Origin of the sequence: Sunxiuqinia rutila, from assembly GCF_050589705.1 — a bacterium.
In the GTDB taxonomy this organism is placed as follows: Bacteria; Bacteroidota; Bacteroidia; order Bacteroidales; family Prolixibacteraceae; genus Sunxiuqinia; species Sunxiuqinia rutila.
Window position 1 is genome coordinate 378,936 of the sequence record NZ_JBNGOT010000002.1, and the last position, 16,463, is coordinate 395,398.

The following is a 16,463-nucleotide window of genomic DNA, read 5'->3' on the forward strand; positions in this document are numbered from 1 at the left end:
TATTGCTGCTTCATGGGGTTCGGAAAACCTTGCTAAAACAGCCCGGACAGCAGATGAGGCAGCAATATTTTTGCTAATTTTGGCAGTTGATAATACAAGAACCTAACTAACAATTTCTATGATTACCTTTTTTATCTCCTTGGCAGTCCTGCTCATTGGCTATTTCTTTTATTCCAAACTAATTGAACGAATTGCAGGTATTGATCCGCAACGGAAAACGCCTGCATACACCATGAATGATGGTGTTGATTACATGCCGCTTCCCTGGTGGCGAATATTCCTGATTCAATTTTTGAACATTGCCGGACTTGGGCCCATCTTTGGAGCTGTTGCCGGGGCCATGTGGGGACCTGTTGCGTTCATCTGGATTGTGTTAGGTTCTGTTTTCGCCGGAGCCGTTCATGATTATTTTTCAGGCATGCTTTCGATCAAACACAAAGGATTAAGCATTACCGAAATTGTTGGCATCTACATGGGAAAAGGCACCAAGCAATTCATGCGCTTGTTTACAGTCTTCCTCATGATAATTGTAGGTGCTGTTTTCATTATGGGACCAGCTAAGATTCTGGCGGATATAACCCCCGACATCGCAACCATGACCTTCTGGGTATGGGTGGTCTTTGCCTATTACTTGCTAGCCACCATGCTGCCCATCGATAAAGTCATTGGACGGATCTATCCCGTATTTGGTTTTGCCTTGGTTTTCATGGCTGTTGGACTCATTATTGCACTTTTTGTCAAAGGATATCATATACCGGAACTCAATACAGCCAACCTTCAAAACTTTCATGTTAAGGCCAATGATTTTCCCATCTTTCCAATGCTGTTTATTACCATTGCATGTGGTGCTATATCCGGCTTTCACGCAACACAGTCTCCCTTAATGGCTCGCTGTGTCACTAATGAAAAATACGGACGCCGCGTATTTTACGGCGCCATGATTACCGAAGGGGTTGTCGCTTTAATCTGGGCAGCTATCAGCATGAGTTTCTTTGGAGGTATTAGGGAACTGAATGAAGTTATGACCGCAAATCAAGGCAATGCTGCTTTTATCGTCAATGAAATATCCAATTCTCTTTTAGGCACCTTGGGAGGTCTGCTAGCCCTCTTAGGGGTTGTTGCTGCTCCGATTACATCAGGTGACACAGCTTTTCGAAGCGCACGCTTAATTGTTGCCGACTTTATGAATTTCAAACAGGGGCCCATCAAAAACAGACTGCTAGTAAGTGTTCCGCTATTTGCCATTGGTTTTTTGCTTACTCAAATTGATTTCAGCATCATCTGGCGTTACTTTGCCTGGGCTAACCAAACCCTGGCAACGGTTGTTTTGTGGACCATCTCCATCTACCTTTTACAGGAACGCAAATTATACTGGATAACACTGATCCCCGCTATTTTCATGACCGCTGTAATTGTAACTTATCTATTGCTTGCTCCAGAGGGCTTTTCATTATCAAAGGATATTGCCTACCCCACAGGAATTGCCGTGGCAGTGCTGTCAGCCATCGGCTTTTTCATTTACCAAAACAAATACTTTACGCGTGAACTGTCCCGAGTTCGTGTGCGCGACTAGATCATTTTCAGCTGTTTAAAACTGTTGGCTTGAATTATAATCCTTAATTTAGGGATCAAAATAATGAAACGTATGAATACTAAACACCTGATCTTACTTTTTCTCGTTATAGCTTTTGGAGCCTGCAATCAACCCCAGCAACTTTTTAACGGCACTAGCCTGGACGGTTGGCATATGGATGTACCGGCCATGGATACCAACCCCGATACCATTGCTCCATTCATCGTGCGCGATGGCTTGCTGGTTAGTCTTGGCGATCCGCGCGGACACCTGATAAGCGATGACGAATATGCCGATTATCAATTAGACGTTGAATACCGTTTTGCCGGCAAGCCTGGTAATTGTGGCATATTGGTTCATGCATCCACGCCACGGGCCTTGTATGGAATGTTCCCTCAATCGATGGAAGTACAAATGCAGCACGGCGATGCCGGAGATTTTTGGTGCATTGTGGAAGATATTAGCGTTCCTGACATGGAAAGTAGAAGAGGCCCCAAAGCAAATTGGGGAATTACAGAAGGAAAAGAACGAAGAATCAAAAACCTGACCGATGATTCGGAACTCCCTTTGGGTGAATGGAACCAAATGACGATCGAGTGCAAGGGAGACAGCATTCGGGTGTGGGTGAACGGCGACTTGGTGAATGAAGGTTACCACTGCACAGCCCAAAAAGGACATTTGGCCATTCAGGCAGAAGGCGCCGAAGTCGAATTCCGTAAATTGACATTACGTTCGCTCAAATAGTCCCAAACGCACATTTCTTTTCTTTTTAAATCAGGCCATGCCGGGTAGTTCCCAAACAGCGAATTACCTGGCATTGTTATATATGTCCTCGCTGTACGATTTCACCAATCAAAACCGAACTCATCGTAAACCGCTCATATCCTTTAATGAAGCAATATTTCAACAAAAATCCATACCTGCAGAAATATCGTTTCTATAGAACCAATTAACCCCAATCTTAATTTCATATTAAGATTACAAAAGCATTTTTTCGGATAACTCCGCCTAAGGCTTTACAAATCTATTATCACAAACACCTGATCATCCGATCAAAACGAAAACTTCAAAAAATAAAAAGCTAGTAAAAACAAAGGCTCTGCATAAGAAGCTCAACTTGTCCGACCTCCCATTTGGTTTGCTAAACTGCCTATTTTTTATACTTTTGTCGTGCAGAAACAATCCCCAACGAATTCGACTTACAATTATTATAAAAATCAAAAATCATTTTTATTCAAATTAGTTATGGAGATATCATTTAAGTCTGTGATGAAGTTAAGTGCTTTATTATTATGTCTTTTTGCGTTTAGTTTTTCAGGTCAGGCACAAGAAAAAGAATCCTACTTTAAGGTAGGTGGAGCTGTTCGCTTCAACGTGTTTGCCAAAAGCTGGGTTGAAAACAAAACACAACCTGAGTTTACCTGGGACACTTGGCGCTTAAACGTGGATGGTTCAGCAGGAGGTATTGATCTGAGCTTTGAGTATCGGTTCTACCCAACCTTCGGAACACACTTCATCCACCATGGCTACCTGGGCTATGAAATCAACGAAGATTTATACATGAAGTTAGGTGTTAATCAAGTCCCCTTTGGTATTACCAAGTATGCATCACACTCTTGGTGGTTTCAGGGTCAATACTATGTTGGTCTGGAAGATGACTACGACATGGGAATCAAATTTGACTATACGGGGATAGATAAACTTGACCTGAGTTTTGCTTACTACCGCCAGGCAGAGCCCGAAGGCCCAACTGCTGGTGGAGCGGTAACTTACGGAAACTCAGGACCAGGACGTTATTCTTATGACATTATTCCCGGTGCCGGTAGAATTGGTGCGACTGCAGTAGAGGCTCACATTCGTGAGTTGAACCAGGTAAACGTACGTGCAGCCTACCACATCAGCGATCAGGTTGAAGTGGGACTATCCGGACAAGCTGGAGGTATTTACAACAGCGTGCTGGACGAAGCCGAATTAAGTACTGCCTTTGCCGCTCACGTGTTAGCTGGCTGGGGAAAAGGATGGAGTTTCAAAGGAACCTACATCAACTACAACTACGCTGCGAAAGCGGACAACGGCGAGAAACTGGACATCGTTCAAATGGGAGCTTATGGTACCCCTTATGATGTAGCCGCCAAAGCCAATGCCTATGCCGTTGGTATTGCAAAAAGCTTCCCGGTGGACTTTGGACCAATCAACAGCATTCAAGCCCACGTAGACTATACACTTATCGACAAAGTCAATGAAGACTATGCCGACATGCACCACCTGATTCCTGGAATCTTGATTTCTGCCGGACCGCTTTACACGTACATCGACTACGCTATGGGAAAAAACCAACCTTGGTTAACTCCAAACTTTGGAGAAGGTCTGGGAGTTGGCGATGCTGATGCTGAATGGATGAAGCGTCTTAACATCAACTTTGGATATTATTTCTAAAAGAAAAGTATGGAAAAAATTAAAATTGAAAAACTCTCGCTGGTTTTCGGAAAGGGAAAGGCCAAAGCGCTGAAGATGCTCGACCAAGGGAAGAGCAAAGCCGAGATTCTGGATGCTACCGGATGTAATGTGGCTGTGCGCGATGCCAACCTGACCATCAACGAGGGTGAAATATTTGTAATCATGGGGCTTTCGGGGAGCGGGAAATCAACCCTGCTCCGTTGCATCAACCGATTGATCAACCCCACCACGGGTAAAATCTTTGTTAACAACGAAGAAATTACCAACATGTCCGACAAAGAGTTGCTGAATATTCGCCGCAAAGAACTGGCGATGGTCTTTCAGCACTTTGGCCTGCTGCCCCACCGAACCGTATTAAGCAACGTGGCTTTTGGTTTGGAGTTGCAGGGAATTGAGAAGGAAGAACGCGAAGTAAAAGCACAGGAAACCATTGACCTGGTTGGCCTGAAAGGCTACGAAAACCAAAAGGTAAGTGAGCTTTCCGGAGGTATGCAGCAGCGCGTTGGTTTGGCCCGTGGATTGGCCAACTCACCGGAGGTTTTGCTGATGGATGAGGCTTTCTCGGCGCTTGACCCGCTGATTCGTTCGCAGATGCAGGATGAATTGCTCTTGTTGCAGGAGAAGATGCAAAAAACCATTCTCTTCATCACCCACGATTTGGAAGAAGCCATTAAGCTGGGCGACCGCATTGCCATTATGAAAGATGGTGAGATCGTTCAGGTAGGTACTTCCGAAGAGATCATCACCAACCCGGCTGATGACTACGTGGAGTCGTTTGTGGAGAATGTGGACCGCAGTAAAATTGTTACCGCTGGTTCCATCATGTTTAAAAAACCAAAGGTGGCTCGTCTGAAAAAAGATGGCCCGGCCGTGGTTTTACGCACCATGCGCGACCTGGGCTTATCATCCATGCCCGTCGTTCGTACCAACCGGACTTTCCTGGGCTTCGTAAAGCTTGAAGATGTGGTTGACCTCAAGAAAAAAGAGATCAAAACCATTGAATCCATCATTCGCGACTCGGTCATGACGGTTAACCCGGATGAAACTGTGGAAGACATGCTTCCGCTGTTAAGTAAAACGAATCTGCCCATTCCGGTTGTCAACGAAGAAAATCACCTGCTTGGAGTTGTTTCTCCAACCTCGCTGATTGCAGAGACCACCGGAAAGGATAAGGGAGAAATTAACGAGATCATCCAAAAAGCAATTGAATTATGATTATAGGACAATACATTGAAAGTGGGGTCAACTGGCTAACGGATAATTTCTCAGGGCTTTTTGATGGCATTAACACCGGTATGAGCTCACTCATTGAGCTGATTGAAGCCTTCTGGACCGGTATTCCGTTCTACATTACCATTGCCTTGTTTACGGCCCTGGCGCTTTGGAAAGCCGGTCGCAAAAACGCCGTCCTCACCTTGGTGGGACTGGTATTTATCTATTTCACCGGCTTTTGGGAAGAAACCATGCAAACCTTCTCGCTGGTGCTGGCTTCAGCCATTATTGCGTTGGCTATTGGTATTCCGCTTGGAATTTGGAGTGCCAAAAACAAAACGGCCAACAGCATAATCCGGCCTATTCTGGACTTTATGCAAACCATGCCGGCCTTTGTTTACCTGATTCCGGCCGTGCTATTTTTCGGATTGGGAACCGTGCCCGGAGCTTTTGCAACCATCATCTTTGCCATGCCTCCGGTGGTACGACTCACCTCTTTGGGGATTCAGCAAGTGCCTGAAGACATTGTTGAAGCCACCAAAGCTTTTGGGGCTACCCCACGCCAGTTACTGGTAAAGGTGCAATTACCCCTGGCCATGCCAACCATTTTGGCAGGTGTTAACCAAACCATTATGATGTCGCTTTCCATGGTGGTTATTGCCAGTATGATTGGAGCGAAAGGACTTGGAGAAATCGTTCTTCAGGGAATTAGCCAACTACGCATTGGTCTTGGATTTGAAGGCGGACTGGCAGTGGTACTGCTGGCAATCATCCTCGACCGTATTACACAAAATTTAGGTCAAAATCAAAAAAAGAAATAATATGAAACAGACTAGTTTATTCGGATTTATTCTTGCATTAGCCGTATTTTTCACCAGCTGTACTGGCGGAAGTAAAAATAACGCCAGCGAAGAAGACAACAAGGAAGTAACCATTGCGATGGTGAACTGGATTGAGTGTATTGCCAACACTCACCTGGCCAAAGTGGTGCTGGAAGAAAAAGGGTACGAAGTGGAACTCATCACTGCCGATGTAGCTCCGGTGTTTGCCGCAGTGGCCAAAGGCGATGCCGATTTGTTTATGGAAGTGTGGGAACCCATTACCCACAAAAGCTACATGGAAAAATTTGGCGACAAAGTGGAGCACCTAGGTGCGGTTTACGACGACGGTCGTCTGGGATTAGTCGTTCCTCAGTATGTTGAAATCAACTCGCTGGACGAGCTGAACAGCGTCAAAGAAAAATTCGATGGTAAAATCATTGGTATTGATCCCGGAGCCGGAATTATGGGCATCACGAAAAACGTGATTGAAGACTATAACCTGGATTTCGAGTTAGTTACTTCAAGTGAAGCCGGTATGTTGGCCTCGCTGAAAAGAGCTTACGACAAAGGCGAATGGATTGCTGTAACCGGCTGGAAACCTCATACTAAATTTGCCCGCTACGATCTGAAAATTCTGGAAGATCCGAAAGGAACCATGGGACAAGCAGAATCCATTTCGGTAATTGCTACCAAAGGATGGGCAGCAGCCAATCCGGAACTGGCCACTTTCTTCGGCAATTTCAAAATGAGCGATGACTTGCTGGGAACCTTGATGGTAGCTATTGAAAGCAACCCGGGACAGGAAGACGAAGCAGCCCTGGCTTGGTACAACGAACACAAAGAGTTGGTTGACGGCTGGTTTAACAACTAAGTCCGACACCACACCATAACAAGTAATAAAGAGCCTCGCCCAGCGGGGCTTTTTTTTGCCTGCTCATTCAAGCCCAATAAAACCTTCCTTACTTGAGCTTTTCTACAATCAACAGAAAATCAATTTTCGAGGTAGCCCCCATTGGCTGAAACGTTGGACGCACATTGGGAAACACCGAAACAAGCTCACCCTCCATTTGATTGAGGAACTGCTCCAGCTTTTCCTGCATGTTGCTGCTCTTTACCTCCAACCGATGCACCCGGTACTTCATACTGACTCCTTTCTTGCTTTAACCTGTTCCAATTCCTGTAAAACCAGGTAGTACGAGTAACGAAAACCGTGTTCTTTTGTTGCAGCTCCCCCGGCTTTGAAGCCTCGGGTGATGGCGCAAACAAAGATGCCGGAACGCTATACAAAACTTCTTTCATACCCTTGAATACTTATGGCCAGCTTAGCAGTAAGCCCGTTCCAAATGAAACCGTATTACAGGCCAATGAGGCAAGCAATGCTGTAGGGTATTTTCTTTTCAGTATTGCCCAAATGATTAAAGCTTCAACCAGCACAGCAAAAGACTCACCAATTGTTATGTACCAAATGTTATTGTCGATATAGTTCGGAATAATAAACCACAAATAGGGTAATGTTGCGAAGCTTGCAATAAATCCGGTAAACAGTAAGCTGGAAATCCGAGTTTGTTCAGCCCGGAGGATCAACCGGAAAAAGATTACCAGCACAGAAGTTTCAATTAAAACCGTCATTGCCAAACTTTTCAGAAACAAGAAATTGTAGTCCATATGCTAAACCTTTAGTGTCTTTATGCTTCCGTAGAAGCTTAATACCCCGTACAACACAAGTGCAGACAGCATTATGAATGCAAATACAACCAGATCATCTTTTAGCCAGCTGTTGGTGCCCAGTATTGTTGGAATAGCACCAATAAACAGCGCAACGGTGGTTAATCCAAACGACAGGCCTTTATTTTGGGGCATAACACTTAAGATGGCAATCAAAGTAACTGGCATGGTGAAATTAAACACAAAGCCCCCTGCAAGTCCAAGCAAGGGCACCGTTGAGAAAAAAGCAAGCAGGGGTGTTGAAACCAACAAGCCTCCCACTCCAACTTTTAACAGTCCAAAACGATCAGCCAAAACCCCTCCAAAGACTTTCCCCAGCGCTAGTGCCGCAATAAGCCCCCAAAGCCAATACTGATTTTCTTTCCATGGAAATTCCATCGATAAGCCAATCAGTGAGCGTACTGCAATCGGAATCATTATTAGTGCAACCAGTAAAACACCATAATTGGAAAGGCTTTGCTCCTTGCGGGTACGGTTGAAACCAGGAGTTTTAATAAAGTACAGGAGGAAACTAAGAATAAGCAAGATTAATGGAAAAAGCACAAGGTTTGTTCCCGGCTTTGAGATGGCTAAAAAAGAACCCAAAGCCAAACCAATTCCACCGGGAGCCACATAAACCCCGGAAAATGTCGCTTTCTTTTTCCTCAGGGATAAAACCAAACTCCCACCGCCGACATGAAATAAGGCGTTTCCAATACTGATAATGCTTAAAGCCACATAGCTCCTGTTCCAGAACAGAAAGGACAAGGCGACAAGCAACAACCCCAATATCGAAGCCAGTTTGGGGTTTAACTTTTTATCAATCAGAAGTCCGAATGGAGCCTGCAAAACAAAGGCAAGCGCATTGTACAGCAACATGCTGAAAACAATGTGTTCACTAAATTCAAGCACGCCAATGAATAAGAATGCACAGGCCGCATCGACCACCAAGTGGGCAATAGCGTATGTGGTTACGAAAGTTGTGAGCGGGAAAAACTTCGCGGAATGCATCAATTAAACTTTTTTTGCAGCTTGGCTAAGTCGCCCTCATACTTAAAATATTGAATGGAATCCGCTTGATGTAGACTTTCATTATACCGGTAAATCTCTTTGGTTTTAAACACCACCATCGAAGTATCCTTGAATCCCATGATTTCATATTCATGTTTTACTTCAGGTATATTCTCCAACCCAGTTTTCTCATAGTCTGGTAAGATGGTCATGCTTGAGCGCATTACATTCTGCTTGTCCTTCCAATCAATATCCTCATCCTCCCTATTCTCCAGATATTCCTTCTTGACAGCGTAAAGCTCCATTTCGCTATAAAGATGTTTCTTAATCACACCATCTTTGGGGACTCTGGCAAACCCCATGTTCGCAAGTATCGGCACACCTTTAAGTCCATACTTTACAAAAACAACAACATCCGGATAATCCGTCAAATTTGTAATTATATGCTTATGCTTGGTTGGTTGCTCGGTAATTATGATATCTCCTTGCGAGTTGATCGAAAAAATAATCAAGGCCAGCAGCATGGCGTACTTCAGTCTTTTCATAGGGTGCTTGTTTTAGTCTGGTTTATTTACTGGTTATCAGCGGTAACTTCTTGGAGGAACAATTTACGAAAACCAAGTGATCAAAAAAGCATCCATTTTATGTTACAGAGCTACTTGTTGAACAAAAGATCATCATACTGTTGCTTTCCGTCAGAATAACCCCATCTCCAAAGGCGGTTTCAGGCTTGGGTGAGCCAATGGATAAACGTAAAATGCCCCAACCAGCAAAAAGAAAGCTTTGGACGTTTATCCAAAGATAGAAACAAGAAGCAAACAAGAAATGGATGAACGTCCATTGTCTCCATGAGACCAAAGCAAGCTATAGATGTTTATCTAAAGCAAGAAACACCGCGCAGGAAACGCATGGATGTTTATCCACGCACCCACCCCATTTTTGGGGCATGGATGCCGGTTACCCAAGGCATTTTGGGGCACAAAAAGCTTGTGAACACTCATTTAATGCTGAAAAACACCTCATTATAATGAGATGCAATAATGATTTTTATTGTAACTTTTTATTAGAAAAAAATTCAGTAGGGTGTTTTTACCCGGAATAAACCCCGAGGAAAAGACAGCCGAAAGCAAGCATGGACCACCAAAAGAGCAACTTATGATTAAAAAACTAATCTATCAAAGTCGCGCTACTGAAGTAAGTGACGCCAGTTCACGCATGATTAGCATGTATCAAAATGCTGGTCTTACTCAAGATACTCACCTGGCTACAATTTTTGGCGACCTGCAAACCGAATCCGATCGGCTTATAAGGGCCATTAAACGCATGAAAACCGAATCGGAACTGGAAGGACTGGATGAAATTCGCGACGGGAATATCCGCTCGCTTCACTACCTGGTACTGGGGCTGGTTCATCACCCCAATCCGGAGATCAACCAGCCAGCATCGGTCGTTTACGAGGTGTTGGAACACTACGGACTCACATCGCTTATTACCGAAAACTACGGGTCGGAATCAAGCCTGATTCAATCGCTTTTGGGTGATTTGGCAAAACCCGAAATTCAGGAAGCCGCGGCCAAACTGTCGGGCTTTGACCAATGTGTTGCACGCCTAAGCGATTCGCAAGCCAATTTTGAAACAGCCCGCGTAGCCTATGAATTCGAAAAAGCACGCGAATCAAACGAGGTCAATGCCACCACCCTCAAGTTGCAGCTTATTGAGCTGATTAACCAGAAACTGGTTACCTACTTGCGGGCCATGCAAGCCGTTGATGCCGGCACTTACGGCAATTTTGTCAACAGCATTGCCGAGGTGATTGAAACAACCAACGAAGCGGTGAAACGACGTCGAAAGAAAAAGAAAGCCACGGCTTAAAAACATAGTGTTGTGCATAGGAAGAGGATGATTAGAGGAGAGATTGCACGTTTGGGAAAGGATTTGTCCGGTTCGTCCGGCAAATCCTTTATTTTTTATGTCGAAATAACTCAGTCCTGGTTTTACTGAAAACCGTCAACCGACAACTGAAAACTGACAACCGCCCTCGCCCTCTACTCTTCGGCCGTAAACAGTTCGGGGTATTTGGCAACAACTCCGCGCTGGCGGTAATACGCTTTCATACGCTGAATATCCGCCTGAGCGTCATCGGTTAAAGGCAGGGTTTCCAGCCAGCCAATCTCTTTCCGTCCAAAATCGAAAAAGCCCAGGTATACGGTTGCTCCCGTTGCACGCGCAATGGTATGAAAACCGGCTTTCCACCGTTTGTTCAGCTGTCGGGTGCCTTCGGGCGTAATGGCCAGGTGCATCTCTTCCCGGCTGTTCATTTCATGAATCACCTGCTTCACCACCGTCGCTCCCTTGGACCGGTCGATAGGCAAAGCCCCCATCTTGCGGAGGAAAAAGCCCAATGGCCAAAAGAAAAACTCTTTTTTAATCATCACATGCGCCACACCCCCAACAGAGGTATAGTACAAATAGGAAATCACAAAATCCCAGGCACTGGTGTGCGGTACGCCAATAATGATGGCTTTTTTGTGGGGCATTATGCCATTCATGGCTTTCCAGCCCCACAATTTCAACAAGAACTTACAAATGTATTTCATCTCACAACGAAATCAGGGTGTTTTCAATTGCTTTACCTTCGGCAAAATCGGCTAAAAAGGCCTGCGCCATTTCACTGGCTTCCTGCAACTTCGTATTGGTGTCGTACGAAACCAGCACCATCAGAAAATGCTTGGTCTGCTCGGTCACTCCGGTACGTTCCGAATCGGAGGTCGAGCTTCCAAAAGCCCCGATATCATCACGAAAAACAGGCATTCCTTCAATATTCAACACGCCCCTTCCCAGTCCTTCGTAGGGTTCGCCGGCCTGGCCAATTCCCATCCGAATGGCTCCGCTAATCCGATCGGCATCGTAACCACCAATGGAAAATCCGGTTCGAATAGACACCAGGTTCAACAAGTCAACCACATTGTTGATCCGGTACAGTCCTTTGCCACTAAGCACCCGGCGCAACAAGGCTTCGGCCGACAAACGGTAACGCGCCGGATCTTTCCCACAGGCTTTGTACGCCTGACGCGCCGCTGCAATAGCCGGCAAATGCCGGATTTCTTCGGTTTTCATTTGCGCAGCCAGCTCATCACAGGTCTGGTCAATGAGCTGCCACAAGGCCTGGTTTTGCGCATGCACAGTCACCTCGCTGTAAATGCAAGCCAGCTGAATAGCCGGACAAGCTTGCCTCAGCGAATCATCTATTGAAATGTTTATCATGAATACTTGCTAAAGGATTTCACGCTAACAAAAATAGAAAATAGCTGCCAGCAAGCGAATGAAAATGGCTTAAAGTAAGCCAACAATCTTATCAGAAGAAGACTTCGGTGCGAATATTTTCGGGCGAAATACCGTGTGTTTCCAGCATATTGGTCACTTCTTCAATCATATCCGAATTTCCGCAGAGATAGCAAATCAGCTCTTTATCAACCGGTTTTTCTTTCAGGTAGTAGCTTACCCTGCCAAAGTAATCGCCCTTATCCTCGCGCGAAGTACACAAGCAAAACCGATCTTCGGCAAAAGCGCTCCGGCCATAAGCTTCATCGGCAAAATGAACGCCGTGCAACACCTGGTAGTTCAGCTTGTCGTAGCTGTTTACGAACGAATGAAACGGACTGATCCCCGTTCCGGTGGCAATAAACAGCAGCGGATGCCCATTGAGTGATTGCTCGTCGAGGATAAAAAAACCACGGGGGCCTTCTACCATCAAGGAACTACCCGGTTTCAGGTGTTTCAGAAAACGGGAAAAATCGCCGTCTTTAATCTCCCGAACCAGGAAGGATAGCCGGTCTTCCCTGGTGGAACTGTAGATTGAATACTCCCGGCCTTCACCGGTCTCCGGATTACGCAAAATGACGTATTGTCCGGGTTTAAACTCAAAATTTTGTCGATCCAAATGGATGAGGAAGGTCTCCGGAGTCAGCTGTTCGATCTCCCGGACCTGGTGTAGATTTTTTTCCATAAACTAATTTTTCAGGCATTGACGTGCCTTTCTGCGTGATAGGAAGAGCGGACCAGCGGACTGCTCTCCACATAACGAAAACCTCGTTTATAAGCTTCTTTTCTATAGGTTTCAAATTGTTCGGGGGTGATGTACTCCACCACTTTCATCAGGTTGGGCGCAGGTTGCAGGTATTGGCCCAAGGTCAGCACCTTGCATCCGGCTGCTTTCAAATCATCCATGGCTTCCAGCACTTCATCCGGTGTCTCGCCCAGCCCCAGCATAATGCCCGACTTAGCCACCAAACCGGCCTCAGCAATGTAAGCAATCACCTTCAGGCTCCGATCATAACGGGCGGTACTTCTGATTTTCGGGGTGAGTCGTTTCACGGTTTCCAGGTTGTGCGAAATCACTTCGGGGCCGGCGTCAATCACTTGTTGCACCAGCTCTTTCTTCGCATGAAAATCCGGAATCAACGTTTCAATGGTTGTTCCCGGGCTTGTTTGTTTTATGGCCGAAATGGTTGTTGCCCAGAATTTAGCGCCCCCATCGGGCAAGTCATCCCGGTCAACCGAAGTAATCACACAATGTTTTAAGCCCAGGGTTTTAATGGTTTCTGCCAGGCGTTGTGGTTCCTCCCAATCCACCGGATCAGGAATCAGGTTTTTCACATAGCAAAACCGGCAGTTCCGGGTACACTTGTCCCCTAAAATCATAAAACTGGCGGTTCCGGCATTCCAGCATTCCCCTTTGTTCGGGCAATTTCCGCTGGTACATATGGTGTTTAATTGATGCTCTGCAATTAATCGCTTTACTTTTGAGTAGTTCTCACCACTGGGAAGCGGCGACTTCATCCAGCGGGGTAAACGTTCCCTCCGATCCTTAATATCTGCCATCTCAAAATAAGTTTAAACCTAATTAACATGGAAAGTGCGGGCTTGTTCAAAAAAAGAAGTTGGGATGATTGCAGGAGAAAGGCAGAAGGGAGTTGCTAGTCATTAATTGTCATTTGGGGGCATTCGTTGTCATTTAATTGTATCGTATGCCTCCGTCATTTCTGGAACTTGAAATTTGAAACCTGGAACCTGGAACTTCCGGGTACAGCAACTTGACAAACAAATTGGACATTATCACTGGCTAAAAGGTCAAGAATCGTCATTAGTAGTCATTAATTGTCATTGGGGGTCAATTAATTGCATCGCATGCGGCGACCATTCATGAAATTTGAAACTTGAAACTTGAAACCTCCTCTCAATCCTTCTTTTTAAAAGGAGAAAAGCGGTACTGAAAGCTGAACTGAATATCAGGCGCATTATTCACCGAAAACAGGTCTTCGCCGCAATAGATCGTAAAGGCGTTGCCATTCTTATGAAAACCGAGCATAAAATAAGTTTTCAGCGAGTAATAGTAAAGGGCTGCCGGCGTGGTTTTCGACAAGTAGAATTCCTGTTCAATGGGCTCGCCCTCCCAAACATCGCCCTCCTTCAGCACATCTATCCCAATTTCCTCATAATCCGTCTGATCCCAGGAATAAGAGCCTCCCTTCATCAGCGCATCCTGGTAGTTTACCAGCAAGCCAATGACCAGGGTGTTTTTCTTTTTCGACATCAGATTTAAAGCGAGGTAATTATGCCAATGCTTGCGGTACTGGTTATCAATAGCCCGGACTCCCTCGCCCAATTTAAATGAAGTCTGGTCCGTTAAGCCCCCTTGCACCGCATAGCTCAGCGAGCTTTTCAGCCCCAGCCGAAGGTCCATGCGCACAGCAGCCGAAAGCCCCGGAATCAGGTAGGGATGAAACTCGTTTAAAGGGATCGATACGTGAGCGCCAAGCTGCGAATCAAAGCGCCAATGCTCATTTGCACGGCTGAATAGCTGCCGGTAATAATGGGCATCCAGCACACTGGCAAACACATCGCCCTTGTCTATTCGAAACGACCTTCCGGTTTCATCATCAAACTGAATGGAAGCCCGGTTGAAAGGATACAAGCGCCTTCCGTAGTTATCTTCGATGGCCACATTGGAATGAAATTCTTCAATAAAACCATCGCTAACGAAAAAGTTAATGGGCGACCGCCCTCCGGTTAGCTGATGAATGTTGAAATTAACAACCAGGCTGTGCTTGCTGGTCCAGGTGGTCAGGTACGTCAGTTTAAGATGATTCAAGACCCCATCCGATTGAAACAACTTATCATCGGTTTCAATGCCCATAAGCTCGAAGTACTCGGGCCGCTGAGACATGTAAATCTCTTCCAGGTCTTGCTGGTGTCTTGGCGTCAAATTTTTGGGATACATAAAGCGGGCTTGCGGATGCCAGCTGTTGGCCATGGTAAAAGCTGCCGACAACTCATGTTTCGCAGTTATTTTAGAAGGAAAATACATCGGAAGGTCCAGGGAAAAAATGCCCACCGGACTCTCGGGATTCATTTCCGAATAGAAAAGAGGAATGTCCAGTACCTCGTTAAAATCGTCTGCCGATTGACTAAGCGCAGACACCGTAAAGCAAACAACCGACAACAACAGCAGGAAACGCAGCCTCATGAACCTTGATTTTCAAGTTTTAGCTAGCTAAAATAGAATTTTACCCACAAAGGAACAAGCTAATTAGCCTCCGTTCTTTCCTTAAAATAAGGAATGCTTATCCTAACAGAACGAAAATTGAAGGTGGTTCAAATTTATAAGCCACAATTCGCTATTTTAGTATAAAAAAAGCAAGTCCCCGAATTTAAAACAACGGTTTTGGGCCACAAAAACGAACAACAACTTAAAACGATACCCAATGAAAACCTTTATGTCATTCACCTTTCTGCTTCTTTTCATGATTTCCTGTAACCTTCAGCAACATGATCAGGCCGTGTACGAACTTGCGGATACCGAACAGGCCATCATGCCGGTAGCCAAACAAGAATTGAACAGTTCGCCTGCGACTCCCCTGCCTGAACAGGCTACACAGGAAGTCGTTAAAAAGCGAATCATTAAAGATGGTCGCCTGGGCCTGAAGGTTAACGACCTGGAAGCGGCCAAAACACGCACAGACACTACGGTAAAAGCATTTGGCGGTTACTACGCCAATGAGCGCTTTAACAATTCCGAGTGGGAATCGTCCTACAATCTGACCATCCGTATTCCGAGCGCACATTTTGAGGACTTCATTGCTGCCCTTGAGCAAGGTAATGGCGAGGTTCAATACAAAGCCATTGATGCCCGTGATGTAACAGCCCGCTTCATTGATCTGGAAACGCGCTTGGAAAACAAGCAAAATTACCTGAATCGTTACCAGGACTTGTTGAAACAAGCACAAAACGTCAAAGAAATTCTGGAGATTGAAGAAAAGATACGTGGCTTGGAGGAAGAAATTGAAAGTACAACCGGCCAGCTGAAGTACTTAAATGACCAGGTGAATTACAGTACGCTTGACTTGGAGCTTACCAAGCAAAGGGCCTATAAATACACACCGGCCAACCGCGATAAGTTTTTCGAACGCTTCAAACAATCGCTGTCCAAGGGCTGGTACGTATTTGTTGATTTCACCCTGCTTATGATCAAGTTATGGCCATTCTGGATCATCGTGTTTGTCTTTCGTCATTTCTGGAAGAAGTTCCGAAAGAACCGGAAGGAAAAATAAACGACTGCATTTGTTTCCGGCTCGGTCACTAAAAGGATTGACCGCAGCCGGAAGCAATGCTATCGATAATTCCAG

18 protein-coding genes are annotated in these 16,463 nt (G+C 45.5%); 9 read left to right on the forward strand and 9 right to left on the reverse strand.

Going from position 1 to position 16,463, the window contains the following annotated elements:
• Positions 1 to 118: 118 nt before the first annotated feature.
• The 6 genes from ACRD6K_RS03370 (at position 119) to ACRD6K_RS03395 (ending at position 6,934) form a co-directional block, all read left to right on the forward strand.
• Positions 119 to 1,573: a carbon starvation CstA family protein gene (locus ACRD6K_RS03370; RefSeq protein WP_430972080.1), complete on the forward strand. Its 1,455-nt coding sequence runs from the start codon at positions 119 to 121 to the stop codon at positions 1,571 to 1,573.
• A gap of 72 nt (positions 1,574 to 1,645) precedes the next feature.
• On the forward strand, positions 1,646 to 2,317 hold the full coding sequence (locus tag ACRD6K_RS03375) for a 3-keto-disaccharide hydrolase (RefSeq protein WP_430972081.1): 672 nt from the start codon (positions 1,646 to 1,648) through the stop codon (positions 2,315 to 2,317).
• 501 nt (positions 2,318 to 2,818) lie between these two features.
• Positions 2,819 to 4,009: a hypothetical protein gene (locus ACRD6K_RS03380; RefSeq protein ID WP_430972082.1), complete on the forward strand. Its 1,191-nt coding sequence runs from the start codon at positions 2,819 to 2,821 to the stop codon at positions 4,007 to 4,009.
• A gap of 9 nt (positions 4,010 to 4,018) precedes the next feature.
• On the forward strand, positions 4,019 to 5,245 hold the full coding sequence (locus ACRD6K_RS03385) for a quaternary amine ABC transporter ATP-binding protein (RefSeq protein ID WP_430972083.1): 1,227 nt from the start codon (positions 4,019 to 4,021) through the stop codon (positions 5,243 to 5,245).
• Positions 5,242 to 6,063 carry an ABC transporter permease gene (locus ACRD6K_RS03390; protein ID WP_299577842.1) on the forward strand — a complete coding sequence of 274 codons (822 nt, stop codon included), beginning with the start codon at positions 5,242 to 5,244 and terminating at the stop codon, positions 6,061 to 6,063. Before ACRD6K_RS03385 ends, ACRD6K_RS03390 begins: the two co-directional genes overlap by 4 nt.
• A 1-nt stretch (position 6,064) precedes the next feature.
• Positions 6,065 to 6,934 (forward strand): glycine betaine ABC transporter substrate-binding protein, encoded by an 870-nt coding sequence (locus ACRD6K_RS03395; protein ID WP_299577843.1) that lies wholly within the window; start codon positions 6,065 to 6,067, stop codon positions 6,932 to 6,934.
• 88 nt (positions 6,935 to 7,022) lie between these two features.
• On the opposite strand, the gene ACRD6K_RS03400 is transcribed toward ACRD6K_RS03395, so the two are convergent.
• The 4 genes from ACRD6K_RS03400 to ACRD6K_RS03415 form a co-directional block, all read right to left on the reverse strand.
• A complete protein-coding gene (locus ACRD6K_RS03400; protein ID WP_299577844.1) occupies positions 7,023 to 7,205 on the reverse strand; it encodes a hypothetical protein in 183 nt (60 codons plus the stop codon).
• 169 nt (positions 7,206 to 7,374) lie between these two features.
• Positions 7,375 to 7,728 (reverse strand): hypothetical protein, encoded by a 354-nt coding sequence (locus ACRD6K_RS03405; RefSeq protein ID WP_430972084.1) that lies wholly within the window; start codon positions 7,726 to 7,728, stop codon positions 7,375 to 7,377.
• A 3-nt stretch (positions 7,729 to 7,731) separates the two neighbouring features.
• Positions 7,732 to 8,778, reverse strand: coding sequence for an MFS transporter (locus ACRD6K_RS03410; protein WP_430972085.1), 1,047 nt, complete (start codon positions 8,776 to 8,778; stop codon positions 7,732 to 7,734).
• The gene (locus tag ACRD6K_RS03415; protein WP_430972086.1) at positions 8,778 to 9,323 is read right to left on the reverse strand and encodes a hypothetical protein; all 546 of its coding nucleotides are present in this window, start codon (positions 9,321 to 9,323) and stop codon (positions 8,778 to 8,780) included. The genes ACRD6K_RS03410 and ACRD6K_RS03415 overlap by 1 nt, the downstream gene beginning before the upstream one ends.
• Before the next feature lie 303 nt (positions 9,324 to 9,626).
• Here ACRD6K_RS03415 and ACRD6K_RS03420 point away from each other — a divergent pair, with 303 nt between their 5' ends.
• Entirely contained in the window at positions 9,627 to 9,806 is a 180-nt protein-coding gene (locus tag ACRD6K_RS03420; RefSeq protein WP_430972087.1) for a hypothetical protein, read from the forward strand.
• Positions 9,807 to 9,933: 127 nt separating this feature from the next.
• Complete coding sequence (locus ACRD6K_RS03425) at positions 9,934 to 10,650, forward strand: DUF6261 family protein (RefSeq protein ID WP_430972088.1); 717 nt, start codon at positions 9,934 to 9,936, stop codon at positions 10,648 to 10,650.
• A gap of 173 nt (positions 10,651 to 10,823) precedes the next feature.
• Here the strand turns inward: ACRD6K_RS03425 and ACRD6K_RS03430 are convergent, their stop codons facing one another.
• The 5 genes from ACRD6K_RS03430 to ACRD6K_RS03450 all read right to left on the reverse strand — a co-directional run bounded on the left by ACRD6K_RS03430 (position 10,824) and on the right by ACRD6K_RS03450 (position 15,304).
• Positions 10,824 to 11,375, reverse strand: a complete 552-nt coding sequence (locus tag ACRD6K_RS03430; RefSeq protein ID WP_430972089.1) for a 1-acyl-sn-glycerol-3-phosphate acyltransferase — start codon at positions 11,373 to 11,375, stop codon at positions 10,824 to 10,826.
• A 1-nt stretch (position 11,376) separates the two neighbouring features.
• Positions 11,377 to 12,042, reverse strand: a complete 666-nt coding sequence (locus tag ACRD6K_RS03435) for a B3/B4 domain-containing protein (RefSeq protein WP_430972090.1) — start codon at positions 12,040 to 12,042, stop codon at positions 11,377 to 11,379.
• A gap of 91 nt (positions 12,043 to 12,133) precedes the next feature.
• Entirely contained in the window at positions 12,134 to 12,784 is a 651-nt protein-coding gene (locus ACRD6K_RS03440) for a ferredoxin--NADP reductase (protein ID WP_299577849.1), read from the reverse strand.
• An 11-nt stretch (positions 12,785 to 12,795) separates the two neighbouring features.
• Positions 12,796 to 13,659 carry a lipoyl synthase gene (lipA, locus tag ACRD6K_RS03445; protein WP_430972091.1) on the reverse strand — a complete coding sequence of 288 codons (864 nt, stop codon included), beginning with the start codon at positions 13,657 to 13,659 and terminating at the stop codon, positions 12,796 to 12,798.
• 355 nt (positions 13,660 to 14,014) lie between these two features.
• Entirely contained in the window at positions 14,015 to 15,304 is a 1,290-nt protein-coding gene (locus tag ACRD6K_RS03450) for a hypothetical protein (protein ID WP_430972092.1), read from the reverse strand.
• A 238-nt stretch (positions 15,305 to 15,542) separates the two neighbouring features.
• On the opposite strand from ACRD6K_RS03450, the gene ACRD6K_RS03455 reads away from it, so the two are divergent.
• Positions 15,543 to 16,388: a DUF4349 domain-containing protein gene (locus ACRD6K_RS03455; protein ID WP_430972093.1), complete on the forward strand. Its 846-nt coding sequence runs from the start codon at positions 15,543 to 15,545 to the stop codon at positions 16,386 to 16,388.
• Positions 16,389 to 16,463 lie beyond the last annotated feature (75 nt).